At 65.0% G+C, this 19737-nt stretch carries 25 protein-coding genes and 1 tRNA gene; 9 read left to right on the top strand and 17 right to left on the bottom strand.

Annotated elements, in window-relative coordinates:
* Positions 1-69: 69 nt before the first annotated feature.
* The 3 genes from U1769_RS06675 to U1769_RS06665 are packed head-to-tail and all read left to right on the top strand — an operon-like array spanning position 70 to position 4096.
* Positions 70-483 carry a hypothetical protein gene (locus U1769_RS06675; RefSeq protein ID WP_332713847.1) on the top strand — a complete coding sequence of 138 codons (414 nt, stop codon included), beginning with the start codon at positions 70-72 and terminating at the stop codon, positions 481-483.
* 59 nt (positions 484-542) lie between these two features.
* The gene (locus tag U1769_RS06670; RefSeq protein ID WP_332713845.1) at positions 543-2741 is read left to right on the top strand and encodes a TonB-dependent receptor; all 2199 of its coding nucleotides are present in this window, start codon (positions 543-545) and stop codon (positions 2739-2741) included.
* Positions 2738-4096, top strand: coding sequence for a PepSY-associated TM helix domain-containing protein (locus U1769_RS06665; protein ID WP_332713842.1), 1359 nt, complete (start codon positions 2738-2740; stop codon positions 4094-4096). Before U1769_RS06670 ends, U1769_RS06665 begins: the two co-directional genes overlap by 4 nt.
* A 27-nt stretch (positions 4097-4123) precedes the next feature.
* Here U1769_RS06665 and U1769_RS06660 read toward each other — a convergent pair.
* Positions 4124-4198: transfer RNA gene (locus U1769_RS06660), tRNA-Gln, on the bottom strand.
* Positions 4199-4289: 91 nt separating this feature from the next.
* Positions 4290-5414, bottom strand: coding sequence for a branched-chain amino acid aminotransferase (locus U1769_RS06655; RefSeq protein WP_332713839.1), 1125 nt, complete (start codon positions 5412-5414; stop codon positions 4290-4292).
* Positions 5415-5486: 72 nt separating this feature from the next.
* On the opposite strand from U1769_RS06655, the gene U1769_RS06650 reads away from it, so the two are divergent.
* Complete coding sequence (locus U1769_RS06650) at positions 5487-5975, top strand: MarR family winged helix-turn-helix transcriptional regulator (RefSeq protein ID WP_332713836.1); 489 nt, start codon at positions 5487-5489, stop codon at positions 5973-5975.
* A 7-nt stretch (positions 5976-5982) separates the two neighbouring features.
* On the opposite strand, the gene U1769_RS06645 is transcribed toward U1769_RS06650, so the two are convergent.
* The 5 genes from U1769_RS06645 to U1769_RS06625 all read right to left on the bottom strand — a co-directional run bounded on the left by U1769_RS06645 (position 5983) and on the right by U1769_RS06625 (position 10473).
* Positions 5983-7716 carry a di-heme-cytochrome C peroxidase gene (locus tag U1769_RS06645; RefSeq protein ID WP_332713833.1) on the bottom strand — a complete coding sequence of 578 codons (1734 nt, stop codon included), beginning with the start codon at positions 7714-7716 and terminating at the stop codon, positions 5983-5985.
* Positions 7717-7880: 164 nt separating this feature from the next.
* On the bottom strand, positions 7881-8681 hold the full coding sequence (gene proC, locus U1769_RS06640) for a pyrroline-5-carboxylate reductase (RefSeq protein ID WP_332713831.1): 801 nt from the start codon (positions 8679-8681) through the stop codon (positions 7881-7883).
* Positions 8678-9178 (bottom strand): type III secretion system chaperone family protein, encoded by a 501-nt coding sequence (locus U1769_RS06635; protein ID WP_332715747.1) that lies wholly within the window; start codon positions 9176-9178, stop codon positions 8678-8680. The genes proC and U1769_RS06635 overlap by 4 nt, the downstream gene beginning before the upstream one ends.
* A gap of 111 nt (positions 9179-9289) precedes the next feature.
* Positions 9290-9577, bottom strand: a complete 288-nt coding sequence (locus U1769_RS06630) for an accessory factor UbiK family protein (protein WP_332713828.1) — start codon at positions 9575-9577, stop codon at positions 9290-9292.
* A gap of 146 nt (positions 9578-9723) precedes the next feature.
* A complete protein-coding gene (locus U1769_RS06625; RefSeq protein WP_332713826.1) occupies positions 9724-10473 on the bottom strand; it encodes a TlyA family RNA methyltransferase in 750 nt (249 codons plus the stop codon).
* A gap of 250 nt (positions 10474-10723) precedes the next feature.
* On the opposite strand from U1769_RS06625, the gene U1769_RS06620 reads away from it, so the two are divergent.
* A complete protein-coding gene (locus U1769_RS06620; RefSeq protein WP_332713822.1) occupies positions 10724-11401 on the top strand; it encodes an RBBP9/YdeN family alpha/beta hydrolase in 678 nt (225 codons plus the stop codon).
* Positions 11402-11408: 7 nt separating this feature from the next.
* On the opposite strand, the gene U1769_RS06615 is transcribed toward U1769_RS06620, so the two are convergent.
* Entirely contained in the window at positions 11409-12116 is a 708-nt protein-coding gene (locus tag U1769_RS06615; RefSeq protein WP_332713819.1) for a Crp/Fnr family transcriptional regulator, read from the bottom strand.
* Between U1769_RS06615 and U1769_RS06610 the strand changes: the two genes are divergently transcribed.
* On the top strand, positions 12109-12372 hold the full coding sequence (locus U1769_RS06610) for a hypothetical protein (protein ID WP_332713816.1): 264 nt from the start codon (positions 12109-12111) through the stop codon (positions 12370-12372). The two genes, U1769_RS06615 and U1769_RS06610, sit on opposite strands and share 8 nt — an antisense overlap.
* Positions 12373-12380: 8 nt before the next feature.
* Here the strand turns inward: U1769_RS06610 and U1769_RS06605 are convergent, their stop codons facing one another.
* From U1769_RS06605 to U1769_RS06580, 6 genes are all read right to left on the bottom strand, one after another.
* A complete protein-coding gene (locus U1769_RS06605; RefSeq protein WP_332713814.1) occupies positions 12381-12716 on the bottom strand; it encodes a DMT family protein in 336 nt (111 codons plus the stop codon).
* 33 nt (positions 12717-12749) lie between these two features.
* On the bottom strand, positions 12750-13670 hold the full coding sequence (locus tag U1769_RS06600) for an MliC family protein (RefSeq protein ID WP_332713811.1): 921 nt from the start codon (positions 13668-13670) through the stop codon (positions 12750-12752).
* Positions 13671-13743: 73 nt separating this feature from the next.
* Positions 13744-14187 (bottom strand): ExbD/TolR family protein, encoded by a 444-nt coding sequence (locus U1769_RS06595; RefSeq protein ID WP_332713808.1) that lies wholly within the window; start codon positions 14185-14187, stop codon positions 13744-13746.
* Between the two features lie 89 nt (positions 14188-14276).
* The gene (locus U1769_RS06590; protein WP_332713805.1) at positions 14277-14873 is read right to left on the bottom strand and encodes a YdeI/OmpD-associated family protein; all 597 of its coding nucleotides are present in this window, start codon (positions 14871-14873) and stop codon (positions 14277-14279) included.
* 58 nt (positions 14874-14931) lie between these two features.
* Positions 14932-15267, bottom strand: coding sequence for a DNA primase (locus U1769_RS06585; RefSeq protein ID WP_443030220.1), 336 nt, complete (start codon positions 15265-15267; stop codon positions 14932-14934).
* A gap of 87 nt (positions 15268-15354) precedes the next feature.
* Positions 15355-16581 carry a multidrug effflux MFS transporter gene (locus tag U1769_RS06580; protein ID WP_332713804.1) on the bottom strand — a complete coding sequence of 409 codons (1227 nt, stop codon included), beginning with the start codon at positions 16579-16581 and terminating at the stop codon, positions 15355-15357.
* A 117-nt stretch (positions 16582-16698) separates the two neighbouring features.
* On the opposite strand from U1769_RS06580, the gene U1769_RS06575 reads away from it, so the two are divergent.
* Positions 16699-17208 carry a hypothetical protein gene (locus U1769_RS06575; RefSeq protein WP_332713802.1) on the top strand — a complete coding sequence of 170 codons (510 nt, stop codon included), beginning with the start codon at positions 16699-16701 and terminating at the stop codon, positions 17206-17208.
* A 4-nt stretch (positions 17209-17212) separates the two neighbouring features.
* On the opposite strand, the gene U1769_RS06570 is transcribed toward U1769_RS06575, so the two are convergent.
* Complete coding sequence (locus tag U1769_RS06570) at positions 17213-17449, bottom strand: hypothetical protein (RefSeq protein WP_332713800.1); 237 nt, start codon at positions 17447-17449, stop codon at positions 17213-17215.
* Between the two features lie 583 nt (positions 17450-18032).
* Entirely contained in the window at positions 18033-18353 is a 321-nt protein-coding gene (locus tag U1769_RS25675) for a DUF6881 domain-containing protein (RefSeq protein ID WP_503643686.1), read from the bottom strand.
* Between the two features lie 131 nt (positions 18354-18484).
* Between U1769_RS25675 and U1769_RS06560 the strand changes: the two genes are divergently transcribed.
* Together U1769_RS06560 and U1769_RS06555 are read left to right on the top strand one after the other, a co-directional pair.
* Positions 18485-18841, top strand: a complete 357-nt coding sequence (locus tag U1769_RS06560; RefSeq protein WP_332713798.1) for a hypothetical protein — start codon at positions 18485-18487, stop codon at positions 18839-18841.
* A 62-nt stretch (positions 18842-18903) separates the two neighbouring features.
* A complete protein-coding gene (locus tag U1769_RS06555; RefSeq protein ID WP_332713796.1) occupies positions 18904-19242 on the top strand; it encodes a hypothetical protein in 339 nt (112 codons plus the stop codon).
* Between the two features lie 75 nt (positions 19243-19317).
* Here U1769_RS06555 and U1769_RS06550 read toward each other — a convergent pair whose 3' ends face one another.
* On the bottom strand, positions 19318-19587 hold the full coding sequence (locus tag U1769_RS06550) for a DUF8617 domain-containing protein (protein ID WP_332713794.1): 270 nt from the start codon (positions 19585-19587) through the stop codon (positions 19318-19320).
* Positions 19588-19737: the final 150 nt, after the last annotated feature.

Raw genomic sequence — 19737 nt, 5'->3', positions numbered from 1 at the left:
TGGCAATATCTCCAACAAAGCATCGCCCGAAATATTGCCTTCTCACCTGCCCTTCCCTACCCCTGAATCATGCGCGGCCTGCTCACCCCCAGCCGATATCGCGGCCTGACGGTCGTGCTGCTGGCCTGTGCGCTGGCCATGCGGATGCTGGTCCCGTCGGGCTTCATGCTCACCCCCGCCGCCGACGGCGCCCTGCCCATGATCACCGTCTGCACCGGCCAGGGCGCCATGACGATGCCCATGCCGGCCGACATGCACCATACCGCGCCCGACAACGGCGCCCCGCATCAGGACAAGGCCCCCGATCACCCCTGCGCCTTCGCCGCCGCCAGCGCCGCGGTCGATCTCGCCGCGCTGTCGCACCCCGTCGCCCCCGCGCCGGCTGACGCGGCTGCGCCCCCGTCCTTCCACGCCTTCATCCGCCCAGGGCTTGGCCTAGCCGCCCCCCCGCCGCCCAAGACCGGCCCACCCCTCCGCGCCTGACACCGCCGGCCGCGCCCCCGTGCGCGGTCTTCGAACCCTGTCAGTCGAACGGATCCTTCATGAACACCCCATTTTCGCGGTGCGCCCTCGTGGCTGCCGTCCTGTTGCCTTCACCCGCCTTCGCCCAGGACGACATCCTCGTCACGGCCCAGCGCCAGACCCAGACGATCGAGAACGCCCCCACCAGTCGGACCACCCTCACCGCCGCGCAGATCGCCGACACGGTCAATGCCGTGAACGTCGAGGACACGCTGAAATACCTGCCCAGCCTGGTCGTCCGCAAACGCCATATCGGCGACACCCAGGCCCCGCTCGCCACCCGCACCTCGGGCCTCGGGTCGAGCGCGCGCAGCTTGATCTACGCTGACGGCGCGCTGCTCTCCTCGCTGATCGGCAACAACAACACCTCGGCCAGCCCGCGCTGGGGCATGGTCAGCCCGGAGGAGATCGCGCGGATCGACGTGCTCTACGGCCCCTTCTCGGCCGCCTATGCCGGCAACTCGATCGGCGCCGTGGTCAACATCACCACGCGCCTGCCGGACCGGCTCGAGGGCACGCTCACCGCCGCCACCAGCGTCCAGCAATTCGATCAGTACGGCACGCACGACACGCTGCCCGCCTATCAGTTCGGCGCAACGCTCGGCGATCGCTTCGGCCCGCTCGCGCTGTTCGGCAGCATCACCCACACGATCAGCAACAGCCAGCCGATCAGCTACGCCACCGCCACCGCCAATCCTGCCGGGGCGACCGGCGGCTATGCCGACGTCAACCGCGTCGGCGCGCCAATCCGCGTGATCGGTGCCGGCGGCCTCGAGCATCAGGTGCAGGACAATATCAAGCTCAAGGCAGCCCTCGATCTCTCGCCGGACGTCCGCCTCACCTATGTCGCCGGCCTGTTCCTCAACGACACCGACTCCGCTGCCCAGAGCTATCTCACCGGCACCACGACCGGCCTGCCATTCTACACCATCGCCTCCTCCAGCGGCGTCTACCGCACTGACCAGCGCCACTGGTCGCATGCGCTGTCAGCGACCGGTTCGGGCGACCAACTCGACTGGCAAGTGATCGGCACACTCTACGATTACGCGAAGGACATCCAGCGGACCCCGATCGATCTTCTGCCGGCCGGCGGCCGCGGCAACATCACCCGGCTCGACGGCACCGGCTGGGAGACGCTCGACGCCAAGGCAAGCTGGCGATCGGGTGGTGCCGCGACTCACACAGTCAGCGCCGGCCTGCACTGGGACCGGTTCGAGGTGAACAGCAACCGCTATGCCACCACCGACTGGATCCGCGGCGCCCAGGGCGCGCTCAACCAGGCCTCGCGCGGCAAGACGCGCACCGCCGCGATCTGGGCGCAGGACGAGGTGCGGATCGCCGAGCCGCTCACCCTCACGATCGGCGGCCGCTACGAATGGTGGCGGGCCTATGACGGGTTCAACTTCTCCACGTCACCGTCCCTCTCTGTCAATCAGCCCACCCGCACGGCGCACGGCCTCTCCCCCAAGGCGTCGCTTGGCTACACTCCCGCGCCCGGCTGGACCGTCCGCGCATCCTTCGGCAAGGCCTACCGCTTCCCCACCGTCGGCGAACTGTACCAGGCCGTCACGACTGGAACCGTGCTCAGCGTCCCCAATCCCGATCTCCGGCCGGAACGCGCCCTCAGCGAGGAACTGGCGATCGAGCGCAAGGATTCGAGCGGCACCATGCGGCTCTCGCTGTTCAACGAATCGATCGAGGATGCGCTGATCTCGCAATCGGCGATCCTCGTGCCTGACCTCCCAGCGGTGAACTACGTCCAGAATGTCGATCGCACCCGCGCCCGCGGGATCGAATTCGCGGTGCAGCGCGCCGACTTTCCGGTGCGGCGGATCGATGTGTCGGGCAGCGCCACCTATACCGACGCCACCACCCGCAAGGACACCGTCTTTCCCGCCGCCGAGGGCAAGCTGCTGCCCTCAGTACCACGCTGGAAGGCCACCGCGGTGATCACCTGGCGCCCGGACGATGCCGTCGCACTGACCGCCGCGGCGCGCTACGCCAGCCGCAACTGGGGCACGCTCGACAACATCGATGTGGTCGGCAACACCTATCAGGGCTTCTACAAATATTTCGTCGTCGATCTGCGCGCAAATGTCCGCATCACCGATCACTACGCCTTCGCGATCGGCGTCGATAACGTGAACAACGATCGCTATTTCCTCTTTCACCCCTTCCCGCAGCGTAGCGTCCACGCCGAAGTGAGCGTGAAGCTGTGAGCGTCCACACACCCGGCACGCGCTGGTACAATGCGGTGTGGCGCTGGCATTTCTATGCCGGCCTGATCTGCATCCCCTTCGTGATTTGGCTCGCGCTCACGGGCTCGATCTATCTGTGGCGCCCGCAGATCGAGGGCTGGCTCGACCGGCGCTTCGATCATTTGCCGGTCTCCGGCCCAGCGGCAGCACCCGAAGCCCAGGTCGCAGCTGCGCTGAAGGCAGTACCGGGCGGAGCGCTGCGCAAATATGTGATGCCGGAAGCGCCGGGCGCGGCCGTGCGCATCCTGGTCGCGCGGCCAGGCGGCGACGCGCGCGTCTATCTCGATCCGCGCTCGCTCGAGGTGCTCGACATCGTCACTGAGGAGAACCGTCCCTTCCGCGTCCTGTCCCGTCTGCACGGCCAGTTGCTGGCAGGAACCCTGGGTAGCTACGTGATCGAGATCGCCGCCTGCTGGGCGATCGTCATGCTGCTGACCGGTCTCTATCTCTGGTGGCCGCGCGGTCGCCGGGGCCTGGCGGGCATCCTCTATCCGCGCCTGCGTAGCGGTAGGCGCGTCTTCTGGCGCGACATCCATGCGACCACCGGGATCTGGGTCTCGGTATTCGCGCTCGGGCTGATCCTGACAGGGTTGCCCTGGGCCAAGGGCTGGGGCGGCTATCTGGCGCAGGTCCGACAGGTCACGGGGACGACCCGCGGCGCGGTCGACTGGACGATCGGCGGCAAAGCGCCCGGCCCCGCCGCCGTGCTCGGTGAGCATGCCGGCCATGGCGACATGATCATGCCGGCCGCGCCCCAAGCCTCAGGCGACCTGGCCCGCGTCATCATCACGCTGCGCCCGCTGGGCATCGCCCCGCCCGTGCTGATCGCACCGCCCAAAACACCCGGCGCCCCTTGGTCCGTCACTTCCGACGCGGCGGACCGACCGCTGCGATCCGAACTCAAGGTCGATGGTGCCACGGGCCAGATCCTCAACCGCACCGACTTCAACCAGCGGCACTGGATCGACCGGACGATCGGCTATGGCATTGCGGTGCACGAAGGCGCGCTGTTCGGGCTGGCCAATCAGATTGCCGGAACGGTCACCGCGATGTTCCTGATCCTGCTCGCGGTGTCGGGCGGGGTGCTTTGGTGGCGCCGGCGACCGATCGGCCTGCTCGGCGCGCCCGTGCCCTTGTCCCGCCCGCGCTTCGGGCCGCTCCTGATCGGCGCGATCCTTGGTCTGGGGCTTTACCTGCCGATGTTCGGTCTCTCGCTACTCGTCATGCTGCTGCTCGAACGGCTCGTCCTGCGGCGGATCGTCAGCGCGCGGCGGTGGCTCGGATTGAGCGGTATGCGAGAGCCGATCAGGTCGTAGTGCACGACGGGACCGGATATCCGGATCTGGCTGGGGCGGCAGGGTTCGAACCTGCGAATGGCGGCATCAAAAGCCGCTGCCTTACCACTTGGCGACGCCCCAGTGAGATCCCGTCGGACAGCCCGGCGGAAACCCGTGAGCGCAGCCCTTTAGGGACCGCGCTCGATTCCCGCAACGCCCTTGGACGACGTCGTCAGATGTCCAGCCGATCGAGCCAGCCATGCGGGTCCGGCGCATTGCCGCGCTGGATATCGGTCAGCGCGTTGCGGATGCGCAACGTGGTCTGGCCGGGTCCACCCGAACCGATGGTGAAATCGCCGCCGCGCATCTTCATCTGGCCGATCGGCGCAACCACCGCCGCGGTGCCGCAGGCGAACGCCTCGCGCAGGCGGCCGCTTTCGGCATCGGCGCGGCACTGGTCGATCGCATAGGGTTCTTCGCGCACGGTCAGCCCCATGTCCCGCGCGAGCGTGAGGATCGAATCGCGGGTGATTCCGGGCAGGATCGTGCCGGTCAGCGCCGGCGTCGCGAGCGAGCCGTCGTCGAACACGAAGAAGATGTTCATGCCGCCCAGTTCCTCGATCCAGCGGCGCTCGGCCGCGTCGAGGAACAGCACCTGATCACAGCCCTGGCGGATCGCCTCTGCCTGGGCGACCAGGCTGGATGCGTAGTTGCCGCCGCATTTGGCGGCCCCGGTGCCGCCCGGCGCGGCGCGGGTATAATCTTCCGACACCCACAGGCTGACCGCCGGCGCACCGCCCTTGAAATAGGCGCCGACCGACGAGGCGATCACCGCGTAGAGATATTCGGACGACGGCTTGACTCCGAGGAACACCTCGCTCGCGATCATGAAGGGGCGCAGATAGAGCGAGCCGCCTTCGGCCGTCGGGATCCAGTCCCGGTCGATTTTCACGATCTGGCGGATCGATTCGAGGAACAGCTCCTCCGGCAGCGGCACCATCGCCATGCGATCGGCCGAGCTGCGGAAGCGTGCGGCATTTGCCTCGGGCCGGAACAGCGCTGTCCCGCCATCGGCGAGGCGATATGCCTTCATGCCTTCGAAGATTTCCTGCGCATAATGCAGCACGGCCGAGGAGGCATCCATCTGGAACGGTGCCCGCGCCTGGACGCGCGCATCGTGCCAGCCATCCGTCTCGTTGTAACGGATCGTCACCATGTGATCAGTGAAGACCCGCCCAAAGCCGGGATTCTCCAAAAGGCGCGCGCGCTCGTTCGCATCGACAGGCCCCGGATGCGTCTCATGCGTGAAAGCGAGGCCGGCGCCCGCGTCGATCTCGTCGGTGGTTATGTCGAGCATCGGTCCGTTCTTTACAATTTGATACAATTCAGGGGTTGAAGCTCAGTACGGAAGCGACCAAATCCGGTCAACATGGCAGCACCATCAACGTCCGCTTCGCCGCTATTCCTGCGCGAACCCGAGCTTCGCCGCGGAATGGAATTGCTCTATTTCGGCAACAGCCACCTTACGCGTTCGATCGATCGCGGGCTTGCCGCCCAGGGCCTCGGCCGCGCGCACCACCGCGCACTCTACTTCATCGCGCGACAGCCGGACATGACGGTCAGCCAGCTGCTTGCCCTGCTTGCCATCACCAAACAGTCCCTCGGCCGGGTGCTGACCGAGCTCGGGGACCGCGGGCTGGTCGAGACTCGCGCCGGCGAGCGCGACCGGCGCCAGCGCCTGCTCCGCCTGACCGACGCCGGTAAGGCGCTCGAGACCGAGCTGTTCGAGGCACTGCGCGAGCGGCTGTCAGCCGCTTATGCCAGCGCCGGGCAATCCGCGGTCAGCGGCTTCTGGGCGGTGCTCGAAGGCCTGATTCCAGAGCATGAGCGCCCGCGGGTCGAGAGCCTGCGGGACTGACGCGCCCTCACAGCGTCTTCATATATTCGAGCAACGCGAGCTTGTCGGCCTCCGGCAACGTCGTTCCGAACTCGTGGCCGCAACGGCTATTGCCTGAATTGCGCTGGTCGCAGCCCGTGGTGACCCGCGTGCCGTTCAGCCCCGGCTGAGCGGCGGCGAGGCCGATCGTCTGGGTGTCGTAATAGGGCCCGACCAGAAACGAGGCAGCGCGCTGATCGGCGGGCTTTAGCAGGTCCGCCAGGGTCGCGACCGATCCATTGTGCAGGTAGGGCGCCGCCGCCCAGATGCCGTACAGGACGCGCGATTCGTAGCGGTACTGTCCGTCGGTCGGCGCGGCCGCATCGTCGTTGAACGAATCGTTGATCGCCTGTTTCACGTCGTTCGATGGCTTGGGCGCGTTGGGCCCCGTCTGCGAAGCAGCGAGATTGCCCCAGATCGCCGGCACCCAGGAACCGCTCTGCAGGATCGATCCGCCGACGGAGACGCCGAGCAGGCTGAACGACGTCGCCCGCGCCTTGATCGGCGGCATGAGGAACGGGATATGCGCGCCCTTCAGCACGCCGGAATCGGATTCGCGGGCAAGGATATCATATTCGTGCGAGTCGGTGCCCACGTCGAGCAGCGGCGTCGCCCAAGTCGCCTGGTTGGGGATGCGCTTGAGGCCAGGCGTCTGGCCGTGACAAGACACGCAGCCGCCCTGCGCTTGCGGTCCATTATAGATCAGCTTGCCGCGGGCCGCGAGCCCCGGGTCGACCGGCCACGGCCATTTCGGCGCGCCAATCTGCTGCACCAGATCCTCGAGCTTGAGCAGTCCGTCGAAATTGGTGGACTGCCTGGTCGCGCCCTTGCCGATGAAATCGATGCCGAAGAGATGGAAGAAGGACTTCTTCGGCCTGAACGTACCGAACACCCCCATCACCTCGCCCGTGTTGCGCGCCAGCCCGTAAATATCGCTGCCGTTGCCCGAAAAGCCCGGCCACTGTGTGTAATCCTGCTTCGGCGCGTTCCACAAAAAGGGATACCGCACCGGCGCATCGGCGATCATGATGTTCTTCTCGATCAGGTAGCTAGGCGGCTTGCCGAGATCGAGGCCGGTCAGCCGGTTGAAGATCATGCTCACCGCATCCAGCCGCCCGAGACCCCAGACTGGTGTCGGGTAAGCATTGTTGCGCAGCGCATTTTCGCGGAGATACCAGAGGTCCACGTCGGTGCGGAGCTGCCTGACCCGTTTGGCCGGCGCATTCGGCCCGAGCACCGTCGCGGCGAAGGACGCGAAGGTGGCATTGGTCGCCCGGACCCGGCCAACCGCATCCACCAGATCGGTCAGCAATGCCTGGAAATCGACCAGTGCCGGGCCACCATCGACGCGATATTGCTGGCTCCCGACCACGATCTGGCGCGTGTGGCACGCGGCGCAGGTCATGCCGGCCACTTCCTGGCCCGCCGGGCCGGCACTGGTGAAGCCGATCGGCAAATTCGCGCCGGGATTGGGCAGATAGCCGTAGCGCGCGAGCTGATCGCCCAGGAACGGCTGGCCATCCGCCGTCGTCAGCGCCTGCAGCCAGGCGAGCGGGATCATCTGCGATCCCTGATCGCGACTGTAGAAATCGCTGCGCGTCGAGTCAGTCCAAGCCGAGCCCTGATCGAGATACGTCACCTGGCCCCCGACGCTCGCCGGCAGCGCCAGGCTGATGGCGAGCAGCGACGCCGCGGCACAGCTTTTCAGAATGAGTTTGCGCATCACCGATCTCCCGAACGAAAGTGCCTACGCAATACGCGGCTTGCCGAGCGTGATGTCGGCAAGTCCCGGAGGCCGGCATGCGCCGAACGCCTCCGCTCAGGACACCATCATGTCTGCGGGATCGGAGCAATCGGAGTTGAAACCATTTCGGAAGAATAACGAGCTCAGCGCGCCGCGGCGGCCATCTCTGCATTACGGCGGGTCGACGCCGCCAAAGTCTCACGCAGCAGGATCTTGAGGGCGTCCTCGCGATCGAGCACATTCAGCCCCTCGCGGGTCGATCCGCCCGGGCTGGCAACCCGGTCGGCCAGCACCGCGGGCGAGACATCGGCGCCCGCCGCGAGCAGCGCCGATCCCTCGACCGTGGCGATCGCCATCCGTTGCGCCTGGTCCGCCGGCAGGCCGAGCGCTGCGCCCGCCTCCGCCAGTGCGTCGACGAACCGGTAGAGGAAGCCCGGCCCGCTTCCGGCCAGCGCCGTCACGCTGTCGAACAGCTTCTCGTCGGCGACCCATTCGACCAGCCCGAGCGGCGCCATGATCGTATCGATCGCCGCGCGCGTATCGGCGTCCCCGCCTTCCGCATGGAGCCCGACCACGCCCTTGCCTATCGCGACCGGCAGGTTCGGCATGGCCCGCACGACCGTCCCGCATCGGAAACGCCGGGCAAGGGCGGCAATCTCCACGCCCGCAAGGATCGACGCCAGTACCGGAACGCCGGCGAGCTGCGCGCCGTACCGGCCGGCGATCTCGTCGAGTTGCTGCGGCTTCATGCCCAGCATCACCATGTCGGGTAGCGGCCCCTCCGGCACGGTGCGCGCTTGCCGTACGCCTGCCGGCAAGGCGCGGTCCGAACGGTTGACGACATCGACCCGATCGGCCGCCACCACGCCCGCATCGATCCAGCGGCGCAGCATGGCGCCGCCCATGTTCCCGCAGCCGATCAGCCAGAGTCGGTCGAGCTTCACGCCTCGCCCTGGGTCTCGGTCATCGCCGCAGCAAGAGCTTCCTTGGGGGTCTTGCCGCCCCACATCACGAACTGGAAGACTGGGTAGAAGCGTTCGCATTCGTCGATCGCGGATTCCACCAGCAATTCGGCCGCGCCGAGCGACATGGTGCCGCCATCGCCATCGATCATCGCGGCGTGGCGGTAGAGCAGGATGCCGCTCGATGACCAGAGCTCGAAATGGCCGACCCACAACTGCTCGTTGATCAGCCCGATCGCTTCGTAGATCGCGGCACGCCGTTCATCCGTGACGCGGATGTCGGGAAAGGCGAGGAACTGGATGACGCTGTCCTCGTCCCGCCACAGCGCGCGGAGCTCGTATTGAGTCCAGCTGCCCTTGACCTTGGCAATGACCTCGTCGTCCTGGCGCTCATGCTCCCAGCCATGCGCTGCGAAATAGCTTTCGAGCATGTCGATGGGTGCGGCGTCGTCGCGTTCGTAATCGGCTTCGTCGAGCATCACATCATGCCTCCCGCCCTGCCATCATGACACCATATCTGGTGCAGCGATACCGCGGAGCGCACAAGGCGGGGGTGGAAAAGCCTGTAGAAAAAGCTGTGGAAAAGATCGTCAGGCTCCTGCCTTGGGTTTCCGGGGGGCGGCCGGCGAGGCTGCTGCCGCGTTGCTTTCGAGGGCATCGAGCCGGGCGCGCAGCGCATCGGCATCATCGCGTGCGGCAGCGGCCATCGCCTTGACCGCTTCGAACTCGTCGCGGCTGACGAAATCGAGCCCGCCAATCCACTCCTTCGCACGAGCGCGGGCGCCCGATTCCGCTTCGCGGCCCATGCCGGCGATCGTGCCGGCGGCACCGTTTACGAGCTTCACGAAATCGTCGAAAATCTTGTTGTCGGATTGCATCGGATGGTCTCGCAAATATTCGTTCCTGGAACGGGATGATTTGGGACGTCGAGGACGACGGCACAAGGGTTTCCGCCCAGGATTGAGTTCGGCGACCCGATAGGTGAACAGCCCGGCAAAGACCAGACGCAACAAATGAAGGCCTGTCAGGCCGGGTCGGCGTCCCCGCGCCTGGCGGCAAGCAGGAACTCGATATTGCCTTCGGGGCCGGTGATCGGACTCTCGACCACACCGTCGACCTGCCAACCGCGCGATTCCACCCAGGCCGCGACCTCGGCACAGACCCGTGCGTGGATCGCCGGATCGCGCACCACGCCACCCTTGCCGACTTCCTCGCGTCCGGCCTCGAATTGCGGCTTCACCAGCGCCAACAGGCGCGCGCCGGACTTTGCGAAACCGAGCGGGACGTCGAGCACCTTGGCCAGCCCGATAAAGCTTGCGTCGCACACGATCAGATCGACCGTTTCTGGGATATGCGCGGCCGTCAGGATCCGGGCGCTGGTCTGTTCGTGGACGATCACGCGCGGATCCTGCCGCAGCTTCCACGCCAGCTGGTTGGTGCCGCTGTCCACCGCATAGACCCGCGCCGCGCCGCGCGAGAGCAGCACGTCGGTGAAGCCGCCGGTCGAGGATCCGACGTCGATCGCGACCGCGCCGCTGACGTCCCACCCGAAATGATCGAGCCCGTGCGCAAGCTTGATCCCGCCGCGCGAGACCCAGGGATGATCGCGGCCGCGGACGTCGAGCAGCACGTCGTCGGCGAGCTGCTGCCCGGGCTTGTCGATCTTGCGATCCCCCGCGAAGACCAGCCCGGCCATGATCAGCGCCTGCGCGCGCGTGCGGCTCTCGACAAGGCCGCGATCGACTAGGATTTGATCGGCGCGAAGCTTTGCCATGCCCTGCCCTACCAAGCCGAGTCGCGGTGGTACAGCCCCGTCCAGGGCAGGTGAAAAGGGGTGAATCCTGCTGCAGACAGGACGGAGTTGTTGGAGATTTTCGGACTGTCGCAATGCCTGCGCATTCCATCGCAGCGCTATTGCCGATCGGATTAGTAGGAATAGCTTTACCATTCGGGAGGCGTGGTCGCGCGGCGTCCCCCTAGAGCTTCGAGCGGCCACGTCTCTCCCCAATATAGGAGAGAGTCAGATGGGAAGTTTTTCGGCCCATGATCCGGCCCAGCCGACGATCCTGACCGTCCCGGGCCTTGGCGGCTCGGGTCCGTCGCACTGGCAGACCCTGTGGGAAAGTGCGCGCCCCGACACCGTGCGGGTCGAGCTCGGCATGTGGACCACGCCGCATCGCAACGCCTGGGTGACCAAGCTCGATCAGGCGATCTGCGCGGCGCAGGCGCCGGTTATCCTCGCGGCGCACAGCCTGGGCTGCCTGGCCGTTGCCTGGTGGGCGGAGCTGACGCGCCAGCCCTATGGCTGGCCGGTTGCCGGTGCGTTGCTCGTGGCGCCGGCCGATGTGGACCGCCGCGGTGCGCAACCCGATCTCAAGGCGTTCGAGCCAACCCCGCTCAGCCCCCTCCCCTTCCCCTCGATCGTGGTGGCCAGCCGGGACGATCCGTGGATCGATATCGAACGGGCGCATAGCCTGGCGGTCGCCTGGGGCAGCCATTTCGTCGATGCGGGCGACCAGGGCCACCTGAACGCCGCGAGCGGGATTGGCTGGTGGAACGAGGGCCAGGAACTGCTCGACCGCGTGATCCACGCATCGGGCGATCGCCGGGGCCGCCCTCGCCCGCCCGGTGACGCGCGCTCAATCCTGGCGGTGAACGCCACGGAGGCAGCGCAGGTGCACTATCTGGGGGAGCGGGCGTAAGGCCAGCTTACTCCAGAAACAGATAGCCGGGATCGAACTCGGCGAAGCTGCGCAGCCCGTCCCAGTCGAGGATCGTCGCGACGCCGGCGCGGAACTCGACGAGTCCCTGCTCGCGGAGCTGGCGCAGCATGCGGTTGGCGTGAACCGGCGTCAGCCCCGTCGCGTCGGCCAGATCGATCTGAGTCAGCGGGAAGGCGAATTGCATGCCGTCCGTCATGTCGATGCGCCTGAGCCGCGTGTACATTTCGCAGAACAGATGCGCGAGCCGTACCGCCGCCGAGCGCGCGCCGATCGAGACGATCCATTCGCGGTTGATTGCCGCGTCGATCAGGGTCGATCGCCACAGCAGCTCAGTCAATGTGGATGAATGATCGGTCAGCGAGCGGACTGCCGCGTGCGGAAAGAACGCCACCTTGACCGCCGTCAGCGCCGCGACTGAATGCTCCAGCCGTTTCAGCGGATAGCTGTGCAGATCGACGAAATCCCCGGGGACGTGGATTGCGAGGATCTGGCGCCTGCCCTCGGGCGTGTCCTTGTAGCGTTCGACGAAGCCTTCCAACAGCAGCGTGCACTGAGTCAGCGGGACGAGCTGGCGGACGATGATCTGTTTTGCCCTGAACTCGGCGGTGCGCCCGACCGCCGCTTCCAGCGACGCGGCTTCGGCGTCGCTAAGCTTTGGAGTCGGGTGGGTTTTCAGGAAATTTCGTGTGTACATTTCCGCACCTTATCGGAACCCTTCGGGTTGTGCTCGCGTTTTTGTCGATCCGGGAAAGGCCTTTTTCAAGATGCCCAGAAAAGCACATGACGTCCCGACCACGGTCACGGCTGAAGAAGGCGAAGTCATGCTTGACGGACCCGCCGGCCTGGCGGTTTCCTTCACGCCGGATGCCGCCTCGAAATCGGCCGCGGCAATCGCCGAAGCGGCGGCCATCGCGCACCGCCAGTCAATCGAGGCAAAGCACCGGAAATAGCGCCATGGTCACCGTCCGGCGAACATGAACGCCGCCGCACCGATGAGGCAGAGAAAGGCGCCGGCGTGGCGCCACCCGATCGGCTCGCCCAGCACGGTCACCATGAACACGCCGAACACGAGCAGCGTGATCACTTCCTGCGCGATCTTGAGCTGCCCGCCGCTCCAGCCGGACGCGTAGCCGAGCCGGTTGGCCGGCACCGCCAGGCAATATTCGAACAGCGCGATCCCCCAGCTGATCAGGATGACCCAGACCAGCGGCTTGGTCATCCCGCCCTTGAGATGCCAGTACCACGCGATCGTCATGAAGCAGTTCGAGGCGAGCAGCAGGAGAATCGTCGGCATGGCGGGGATCCGTTATGAGATCCCCTGCCTAGCCTAGTTTGACCGGCATGCCAGCGGGGGAAGGCCGGGCTTGGTGAAGGTGGCGTCCCGGCCCTTGCCGCGAAGTTCATAGCCGCCAGCGGCATACCAGATTCCGGAGGCCGGGCGCTGGCCCTTCAGCACCGCCACGACCTTGCCCGCTGACTGCAGAGTCGCGGTGTCGGCGCGCTGATCGAAACGGACGTTGATCCGACTTCCATCGATGCAGCGATAATTCGCGGAGACCGGCGTGGTCGGCCGATCGGCGACCGGCGTCGGCGCCGCGCCGGGACGCGGTTTGATGTCGGCGCTGCTGATATGCCAGCTTTTCTGGGCCGGGCTGGCGCCATCGATATCGCCGACGCGGTGGAGCGTCACGCTGCCCAGCATATAGACCGGCGTCGCACCCTGTTTCAGCCTGCCATAGACCTGCACCGGCACGGTGACGTGGCGTTGCCCCGCACCCGCATCGATCTCGCCCGGCGCACCGACATTGGCGTGATACTCGGAATAGCGGGCAAAGCTTGCCGCGAACGCGTCTGCGCCCATCCCGGATGCCCTGCCGCCATTATCCCATAGTGCCCAGGCCTGGCGATATTTGCCCTGGCCGAGCAGCGCATAATAGGTCTGGACGACATTCGCGGCGCCCTGCGCGCTGTCCGGCGTAAAGGGCGCTTCGGAGATCGGCGTGCGATCGTCGGGCAAGCCGCCGGGGGTGCCGGGCTCGGGCGGCGTCAACGGCTCAGGCGTGGCAGCCGCGGCGGGCGTGGACTCTACCGGCGACGGCGTCGCCTCCGCCTGGCCATTGGCATAGGCATCGACGCTGCCCTGCGCCTGAACTGCTGCGGCGTTGATATCGACCGAATTGGTGGTCGCGCTATTGTCGGGCGCGCAGCCCGCGGCGACGAGCAAGGGAAGCGCAATGAGATAGCGCATGAATCATGACCTGTCGGTTTAAAGGGTGGGACGTCCCAACGCCGGGTCGCGCGGCACGTTCCTCCCTTTACCGCTATTGGTTCACGTCGAAATTCCGGAAACGCTCATTCCCGACAAAGCCGAGCCGGGTGATGCCCGCCCGCTTGATCACCGCCAGCGTCTGATCGAACCGCTCATAGCGGGTGGCGCCATCGGAGCCGAACTGGAGCTGGGCCTTGGGATTGTCGCGGACGGCCGCGAGGCGGGCCGGGAGGGCCGCTTCGCTGATCCGCGCTCCATCCCAGAACAGGTTGCCGCCGGCATCGAGATCGATCCGGTGGATCACCGGCGTGAAGTTCCCGGACAGCGGAGGCCCCGGCAGCTCGATCGGAATCTTGTGGGTCATGATCGGGATGGTCATGATCAGCGTGACGATCAGGACGAGCAGCACGTCGATCAGCGGCGTGATGTTCATCGAGGCGAAGGGTTCAGGTTCGCTGATCCGGGAAGGCCGGAAAGTAAGGCTGCGTGCGCTCATCATGTCCTCCTGTTGTGGTGACGTTACACCATAACATTAACAGGATGACGGACAAGCGCCGATTTTACAGGAAGTCGCACGGCGGAGGATCAGCTATTCTCGTACTTCCAGTTCCGCCGCTTGCCCTGGCGCAGCATGGCGACGGCCTCCGTAACGCGCCTGGCCCGCGTCTCCGGCCGCTTGGCCTCGCTGATCCATTCGCAATATTCGCGGCGGCACCCTGGCGGGAAGGCGGCAAAACTTGCAGCGGCAGCGGCCTCGGTCGCCAGCGCCTGGGCCAGTTCGGCCGGCACCTCGGGCTCCGGCTTGGGCGGCCGCGCCTTGCGCTGGACGGCACCCTCGCCTGCATCGACCAGCGCCGCCGCAGCGCGGATCAGATCATCGAGTTCAGCATCGCCGGGCAGGTCGTCGATCGACGTCAACCGGCCGAACTGCCCCATCGCCTCGCCTTCCTGCCCGGTGGCGATCGCGTCGCGCCGCCAGAAACCGAAACTCGCATGTGCCTTGAAGCCGGACATCACCGCAAGCGGATGCCCCCGATAATCGAAGAAGGGCCTGCTCCATTTGATGGTCTCGGCCACTTCCGGACAGGCCGCGTGCACCCGCGCGCGCAGGTGGCGCAGGATCGGCTTCGCGAAGTCGGCCTGCCGTTCGATATAGGCGTCGATGCGGGGATCGGTTGGCATGGCTCACCTCCGCCCGCGATCCTATTCGGCGCGACGCGGACCGGTCAATCCGCGCGGATCAGGGCTTCAGCGCCTCGCTGTCGGCATCGCCCAGATCCTCGTCGTCGACGTCGTCATCGTCGAAATCGTCCTGGAGATCGTCCTCCGCCAGATCGTCCTCATCTTCGTCGGCATCGGCGTTTTCGGATCCGACCTCGTCGCTGTCCATTTCGAGGTCATCGTCGTCGTCCTCGTCGCCGACATCGGGGATCAGATCAGTCAGGATCGTGCCGTCGGTAGGGCCGTCGCGCGTTACTTCGAGGATCTCCGCACGCTGGCTCTCGTCATAGCCTTCCTCGTCGAAACCGTCGTCGCCAGTACCTTCTCCAGAAACTCTATGACCGCCCATGCTCATCATGCGTCTCCCACCCGCGCCACTGCAGGTTCGTCCTTCGAACGGCGACACGCGCCAAGGGTTCCGCCGCTTCGCGACGAAGCGCACTCAATGCGGCCGGAAGAGGCGTCCGCGTTCGGTTATGAAGACGATCGCGAGCGCAACCACGCCGCACACCAGGCTGCCGATGTGGAGCGGAACGGTCGTGCCGGCGAAGGACTGGCCGATCGCCATTCCAATCACCGCGCCCAGCGTAACGCCGATAAAGCCCTGCACGCTCGAGGCCGTGCCGGCGATCTCGCCCATGTCCTGCATCGCCATCGCGCCGAAATTGGCGTTGGCGAGGCCGAAACAGCCCATGGTCAGCGCCTGCAGGACGATGAAGAGGAACAGGTTCTCAGCGCCGAACAGCCAGATTCCCACATTGATCGTCGATACAATGATCAGCACGACGAGCGCGCTGTGCGACAGGAAGCGCGAGCCGAGCCGCATCACGAAGCGGGAATTGAACAGATTGGCCACCGCCATCATGCCCGCCGTACCGGCGAAGACCAGATTCAGATGCTCGCCGGCGTGGAACACCGTCGTCACGATCTGCTGCACCGATGTGATGTAGCCGAACAGCGCGCCCTGAAGCGCGGTCGAGGCGAGCGTGTAGCCGAGCGACCAGCGATCGGTGAGCGTCGTGCGGTATCCTTCGATCAGGCGGCCGACGGAAAAGGGCACGCGCTCGCCCGCCAGCGTTTCCGGCATGCGCAGCGCGAACCAGATCAGCACGATCGCCGTCAGCGCGCCGATGACACTGAAGATCAGCCGCCACGAACCGAAGTACAGGATGAACTGCCCGAGGGTCGGCGCCAGCACCGGCGCGATCATGAAGACGATGATCGCAAGGCTCATCACCCGCGCCATCGGCCGGCCAGAATAGCAGTCGCGCACGATCGCGATCGTCACCACCCGCGTCGCCGCCACCGCGACGCCGCCGAGCAGCCGCGCGATCAGCAGCAGCTCGAAGCTGCCCGACAGGGCCGCGACTCCGTTGCCGATGCCATAGGCGGCAAGGGCCCACATCATCACCGGTCGCCGTCCGAACCGGTCGGCAAGGGGCCCGTGCAGCAATTGCCCGGCGCCGAGCCCGATCAGATAGATCGCGATGACATATTGCCGCTCATTCTCGGTTCCGACGCCGAGCCGCGCACCGATTTCGGGCAGCGCCGGCAGCATCGTATCGACGCCGATGGCACCGAGCGCCATCAGCGAGGCGACCATCACGACGAACTCGCGAAAGCCGATGGGCGCTCGATTGACGGATTCGGACGATAAGGCGACAGTCATGCGGCGCCTGTCGCAGATGCGCCCCGGAAGGTCACCCCCCGTTTGCGCGGAAATGCTTGACGCGTCGCGTCCCCGACCCTAGTGTATTACATATATAATTCACCCGGGAGTTACCTCATGCTTCGCACCCTGGCCGCCGCGGTCGTGCTTGCCGCCACCCTCAGCGCCTGCGACGATTCCAAGACCGGCACGTCGATCTCGATCAACAGCACCGATTCCGACGGCAATGTCGTGGCGAGCATGGACGGCAATACCGGCGCGGTGGCGATCAATGTGCCCGGATTTTCGGGCAAGCTGAACCTGCCGAAGATTCATCTCGATGCCGACGATTTCGAGATGAACGGCGTGCATCTCTATCCGGGCTCGACCGTCTCGGGAATGAATATCGAGGCGCATGATGCCGGAAAGGCCGACGACGAAGGTTCGGTCCGCGTCACCTTCGCCAGCCCGGCCGCGCCGGGCACAGTGCGCGACTGGTTCCAGCAGAAGCTCAATGCCGCCGGTTTCACGGTGGTGCCGAGCGGCACCGGCCTGACCGGCACGACCGACGAGAAGAAGCCATTCAAGCTCGACCTGACCGCTGACGGCGCCGACAAGGCGAAGGGCGTGATCACCATCAACGGATAGTGGGTCAGTTTGGAATTTGATCCCGGAGCCAAGGCAGCATTTGGCGAGCATCCGCCTCTGCGGCCTCCAGCGTCTCGTAAAGGCCGGACAGGTGGGTCATCGCCGTATATGGCCCGGTGAATTCATCACCTGCTTGTTTGGTCCATTCCGTGAACTGGTAGGTTCCATTGGGCAGCAGTTCGATTTCCAGTTCCTGTTCATCGTCGGCACCTGGAATTTGGAGAACGGACTTCGCGGTCATCTTATGCGGTAGCCTTGTTGTGGGGGCCGCGCTTGGTCGGCTTCGCCTCCGCATGCTCTACTAGAAGCTGATAGCTCGAATCCAACATACTTGAACCACCTTTGATTTCCAGACTACATGGTTCTTCGGAATGCCCAACTGGGCCAAGCGCTCGGCCTCGTGAGCTACGCCCCTTCAATCGCCGCCGGGACTGTACTCTCTGCGGCGATAAATCTAAGCGAATTCTTCTAAGTTCTTTCCTACGGAAGTCACCAATTCCTCCGCCTTGCGCAAAGGGAACTCCATTCCTCCATTCGAACACGTCTTCGGGACCATCAAGGACTGGATGGGCCGAAGTCACTTCAAGACGCGCACGCTGCGAAACGTCCCTACCGAGATGAGCCTCCACGTCCTCGCCTATACATCAAACGCGCAATCGCCCTGATGGGAGCAACCGGTCTGATCGCCGCGATGCAGCAGTAAGAATGCCAGTGCCGCAGCTCAATGCGCCGCCGCTCAAATGGCGTTTTCACACAGCCTCCACCACCTGTTGCCGTTCGCCCGAGGCAGTTCGCGATCAACGCGGAAGGGCTTGGCCTGGTGGCTAGCGGACATTCCAGAATGGCGTATCTACCCCTTGCCGCCAGAGCTCTTCGAACCGTTCCCTTGAGATTTCCTCTGGGTGCGTTCCATCAAACCCGTCACGTAGGGACATATCAATTAGCGAAGGACACTCGCCCCCGTTGCGCGTCTCAATTTCGATGCTGTTTCGCGCAATGCGACCGTCAGGGAAGGTCTCGACGGATCGACTAACGGCATCTTCAGCGTGGTTGATTTCATAATAAAAGCAGTCGGGTTCACCAGTCGGGAGATCGGGTTCTGGCCAAGGCAGCCGAAAATAGGTGGGCAATTCTTTGGACGGCATCACAGAACAATAGCCGGCGGCGTCCAGCGCGCAAGGTCGGCTATCAGGTGGGTCGTGTCAATCGACAGGCCGGGAACGGCTCGACCTGGTGGTTAGCTGACAGCCAGCTTTGAAGGCGGTAGGTTGATTGGATGTCAAACAAGCTACTCATTTTTATCCGTCCAGATCAGGCATTCGACATCGGGGCCGTCGATCAGATTATCGGTTCTCTATCGGGCTACGCCATTACCCGGCTGGGCGCGGGCATAGGAGCCGTTCAACAATATGTGATCGCACAAGGATCGGAGGAACGCATCGTTCGCGTTGGCGCCGACATGGAGACGGTCACGATAGACGGGCCGGTTGGCTATCTACCGGCAAAGCTTGCTCTGTCGCTTCAGGCGGGGCTTCCGTTGCCCATTCGCATAACCGACATGGGCTACAACTTTGACTTGCCGATCGGTGAGTTCGCCTCGGCAGAAGCATTGCTGTCGGCAATGTCGAGCTAAGCCCCAAACGACCGCAAGTCGGTCGTTAGCGGAATAAGCGGTGTGAGCAACGGGAGTGATAGATGGATCGGGCAGAACTGCTCGTTGTAAGCGACAGCTTCCAGATTTCCGGCCAAGGGCTCGTGGTCGTTCCTGATTTCACGTCAATAGCTTCGGAGTGGCGCGGTGGGAGTGAGATGGCCACGATACAGCGGCCTGACGGTAGCTCGCTGGTGTCTCGCCTCAACCTCTACACGGCTCACTTCAATATCCCCGATCCAACAGCGCCGTTGGAAAACCGCTGGCGCATTGTTCCGACGTTCCCCGACCTCCAGACGGGTGATGTGCCTATCGGGAGCCGCGTTCTGGTCAGCAAGGCCGTGGTTGAAGCGATTAGAAGACCTGAAGCGAACGACAGCTAATGGGGCGGAAACGGTCCGTCCGCTTTCGGTGGGCGTTATGGTGGTGGCGACAGGCTGCCATTGGGTGATTAGCGGTCATTCGCGACGATAGCTCGCCGCAGGCTTATCTATGCCATCTTCGAAAAGGAGCAACCGCTCACAATGGGGGCAGCGGTAGGCGATTATGCTGCGACTACGTATCGCCCAATCAGCCTTGTCCCCGGCGTATTCCGCTTCCCAATCAAGCTTCTCAACTTCGTCCAGGGCCGCCTCGAAGTGCGCCTCGGAAAGAAGCTGATATTCGTAAGGGCACGGGATTTCCCCGTCTGAGAAGGTGTGACCACCGGGGCAATGAATTGTTCCCATGCTGCAACTCTACCGAGCGAACCGAACAGCAGCAATTGGGTCGGAAGCTGCTGCCCCGGTCAGCCGCGACGAACGGCAGCTACCGGTTTCGCGGGCCCGGAAACGGCCAGGCACGAGGCCACCACACCCGGTCATTTGGCGATCGGTCAC

It is taken from the genome of Parasphingomonas zepuensis, from assembly GCF_036663735.1.
Lineage (GTDB): Bacteria > Pseudomonadota > Alphaproteobacteria > Sphingomonadales > Sphingomonadaceae > Sphingomonas.
The sequence above is the reverse complement of the archived record's forward strand: the minus strand, read 5'-3'. Positions and strand labels throughout refer to the sequence as shown.

Coding starts and splice junctions, on each gene's coding strand:
- U1769_RS06675 (WP_332713847.1), top strand. CDS start 70: ATGCGCGGCCTGCTCACCCCCAGCCGATATCGCGGCCTGACGGTCGTG.
- U1769_RS06670 (WP_332713845.1), top strand. CDS start 543: ATGAACACCCCATTTTCGCGGTGCGCCCTCGTGGCTGCCGTCCTGTTG.
- U1769_RS06655 (WP_332713839.1), bottom strand. CDS start 5,414: ATGCTCGACATAACCACCGACGAGATCGACGCGGGCGCCGGCCTCGCT.
- U1769_RS06650 (WP_332713836.1), top strand. CDS start 5,487: ATGGCAGCACCATCAACGTCCGCTTCGCCGCTATTCCTGCGCGAACCC.
- U1769_RS06645 (WP_332713833.1), bottom strand. CDS start 7,716: ATGCGCAAACTCATTCTGAAAAGCTGTGCCGCGGCGTCGCTGCTCGCC.
- U1769_RS06635 (WP_332715747.1), bottom strand. CDS start 9,178: ATGCTCGACGAAGCCGATTACGAACGCGACGACGCCGCACCCATCGAC.
- U1769_RS06630 (WP_332713828.1), bottom strand. CDS start 9,577: ATGCAATCCGACAACAAGATTTTCGACGATTTCGTGAAGCTCGTAAAC.
- U1769_RS06625 (WP_332713826.1), bottom strand. CDS start 10,473: ATGGCAAAGCTTCGCGCCGATCAAATCCTAGTCGATCGCGGCCTTGTC.
- U1769_RS06620 (WP_332713822.1), top strand. CDS start 10,724: ATGGGAAGTTTTTCGGCCCATGATCCGGCCCAGCCGACGATCCTGACC.
- U1769_RS06615 (WP_332713819.1), bottom strand. CDS start 12,116: ATGTACACACGAAATTTCCTGAAAACCCACCCGACTCCAAAGCTTAGC.
- U1769_RS06605 (WP_332713814.1), bottom strand. CDS start 12,716: ATGCCGACGATTCTCCTGCTGCTCGCCTCGAACTGCTTCATGACGATC.
- U1769_RS06600 (WP_332713811.1), bottom strand. CDS start 13,670: ATGCGCTATCTCATTGCGCTTCCCTTGCTCGTCGCCGCGGGCTGCGCG.
- U1769_RS06595 (WP_332713808.1), bottom strand. CDS start 14,187: ATGAGCGCACGCAGCCTTACTTTCCGGCCTTCCCGGATCAGCGAACCT.
- U1769_RS06590 (WP_332713805.1), bottom strand. CDS start 14,873: ATGCCAACCGATCCCCGCATCGACGCCTATATCGAACGGCAGGCCGAC.
- U1769_RS06585 (WP_443030220.1), bottom strand. CDS start 15,267: ATGAGCATGGGCGGTCATAGAGTTTCTGGAGAAGGTACTGGCGACGAC.
- U1769_RS06580 (WP_332713804.1), bottom strand. CDS start 16,581: ATGACTGTCGCCTTATCGTCCGAATCCGTCAATCGAGCGCCCATCGGC.
- U1769_RS06575 (WP_332713802.1), top strand. CDS start 16,699: ATGCTTCGCACCCTGGCCGCCGCGGTCGTGCTTGCCGCCACCCTCAGC.
- U1769_RS06570 (WP_332713800.1), bottom strand. CDS start 17,449: ATGACCGCGAAGTCCGTTCTCCAAATTCCAGGTGCCGACGATGAACAG.
- U1769_RS25675 (WP_503643686.1), bottom strand. CDS start 18,353: ATGCCGTCCAAAGAATTGCCCACCTATTTTCGGCTGCCTTGGCCAGAA.
- U1769_RS06560 (WP_332713798.1), top strand. CDS start 18,485: ATGTCAAACAAGCTACTCATTTTTATCCGTCCAGATCAGGCATTCGAC.
- U1769_RS06555 (WP_332713796.1), top strand. CDS start 18,904: ATGGATCGGGCAGAACTGCTCGTTGTAAGCGACAGCTTCCAGATTTCC.
- U1769_RS06550 (WP_332713794.1), bottom strand. CDS start 19,587: ATGGGAACAATTCATTGCCCCGGTGGTCACACCTTCTCAGACGGGGAA.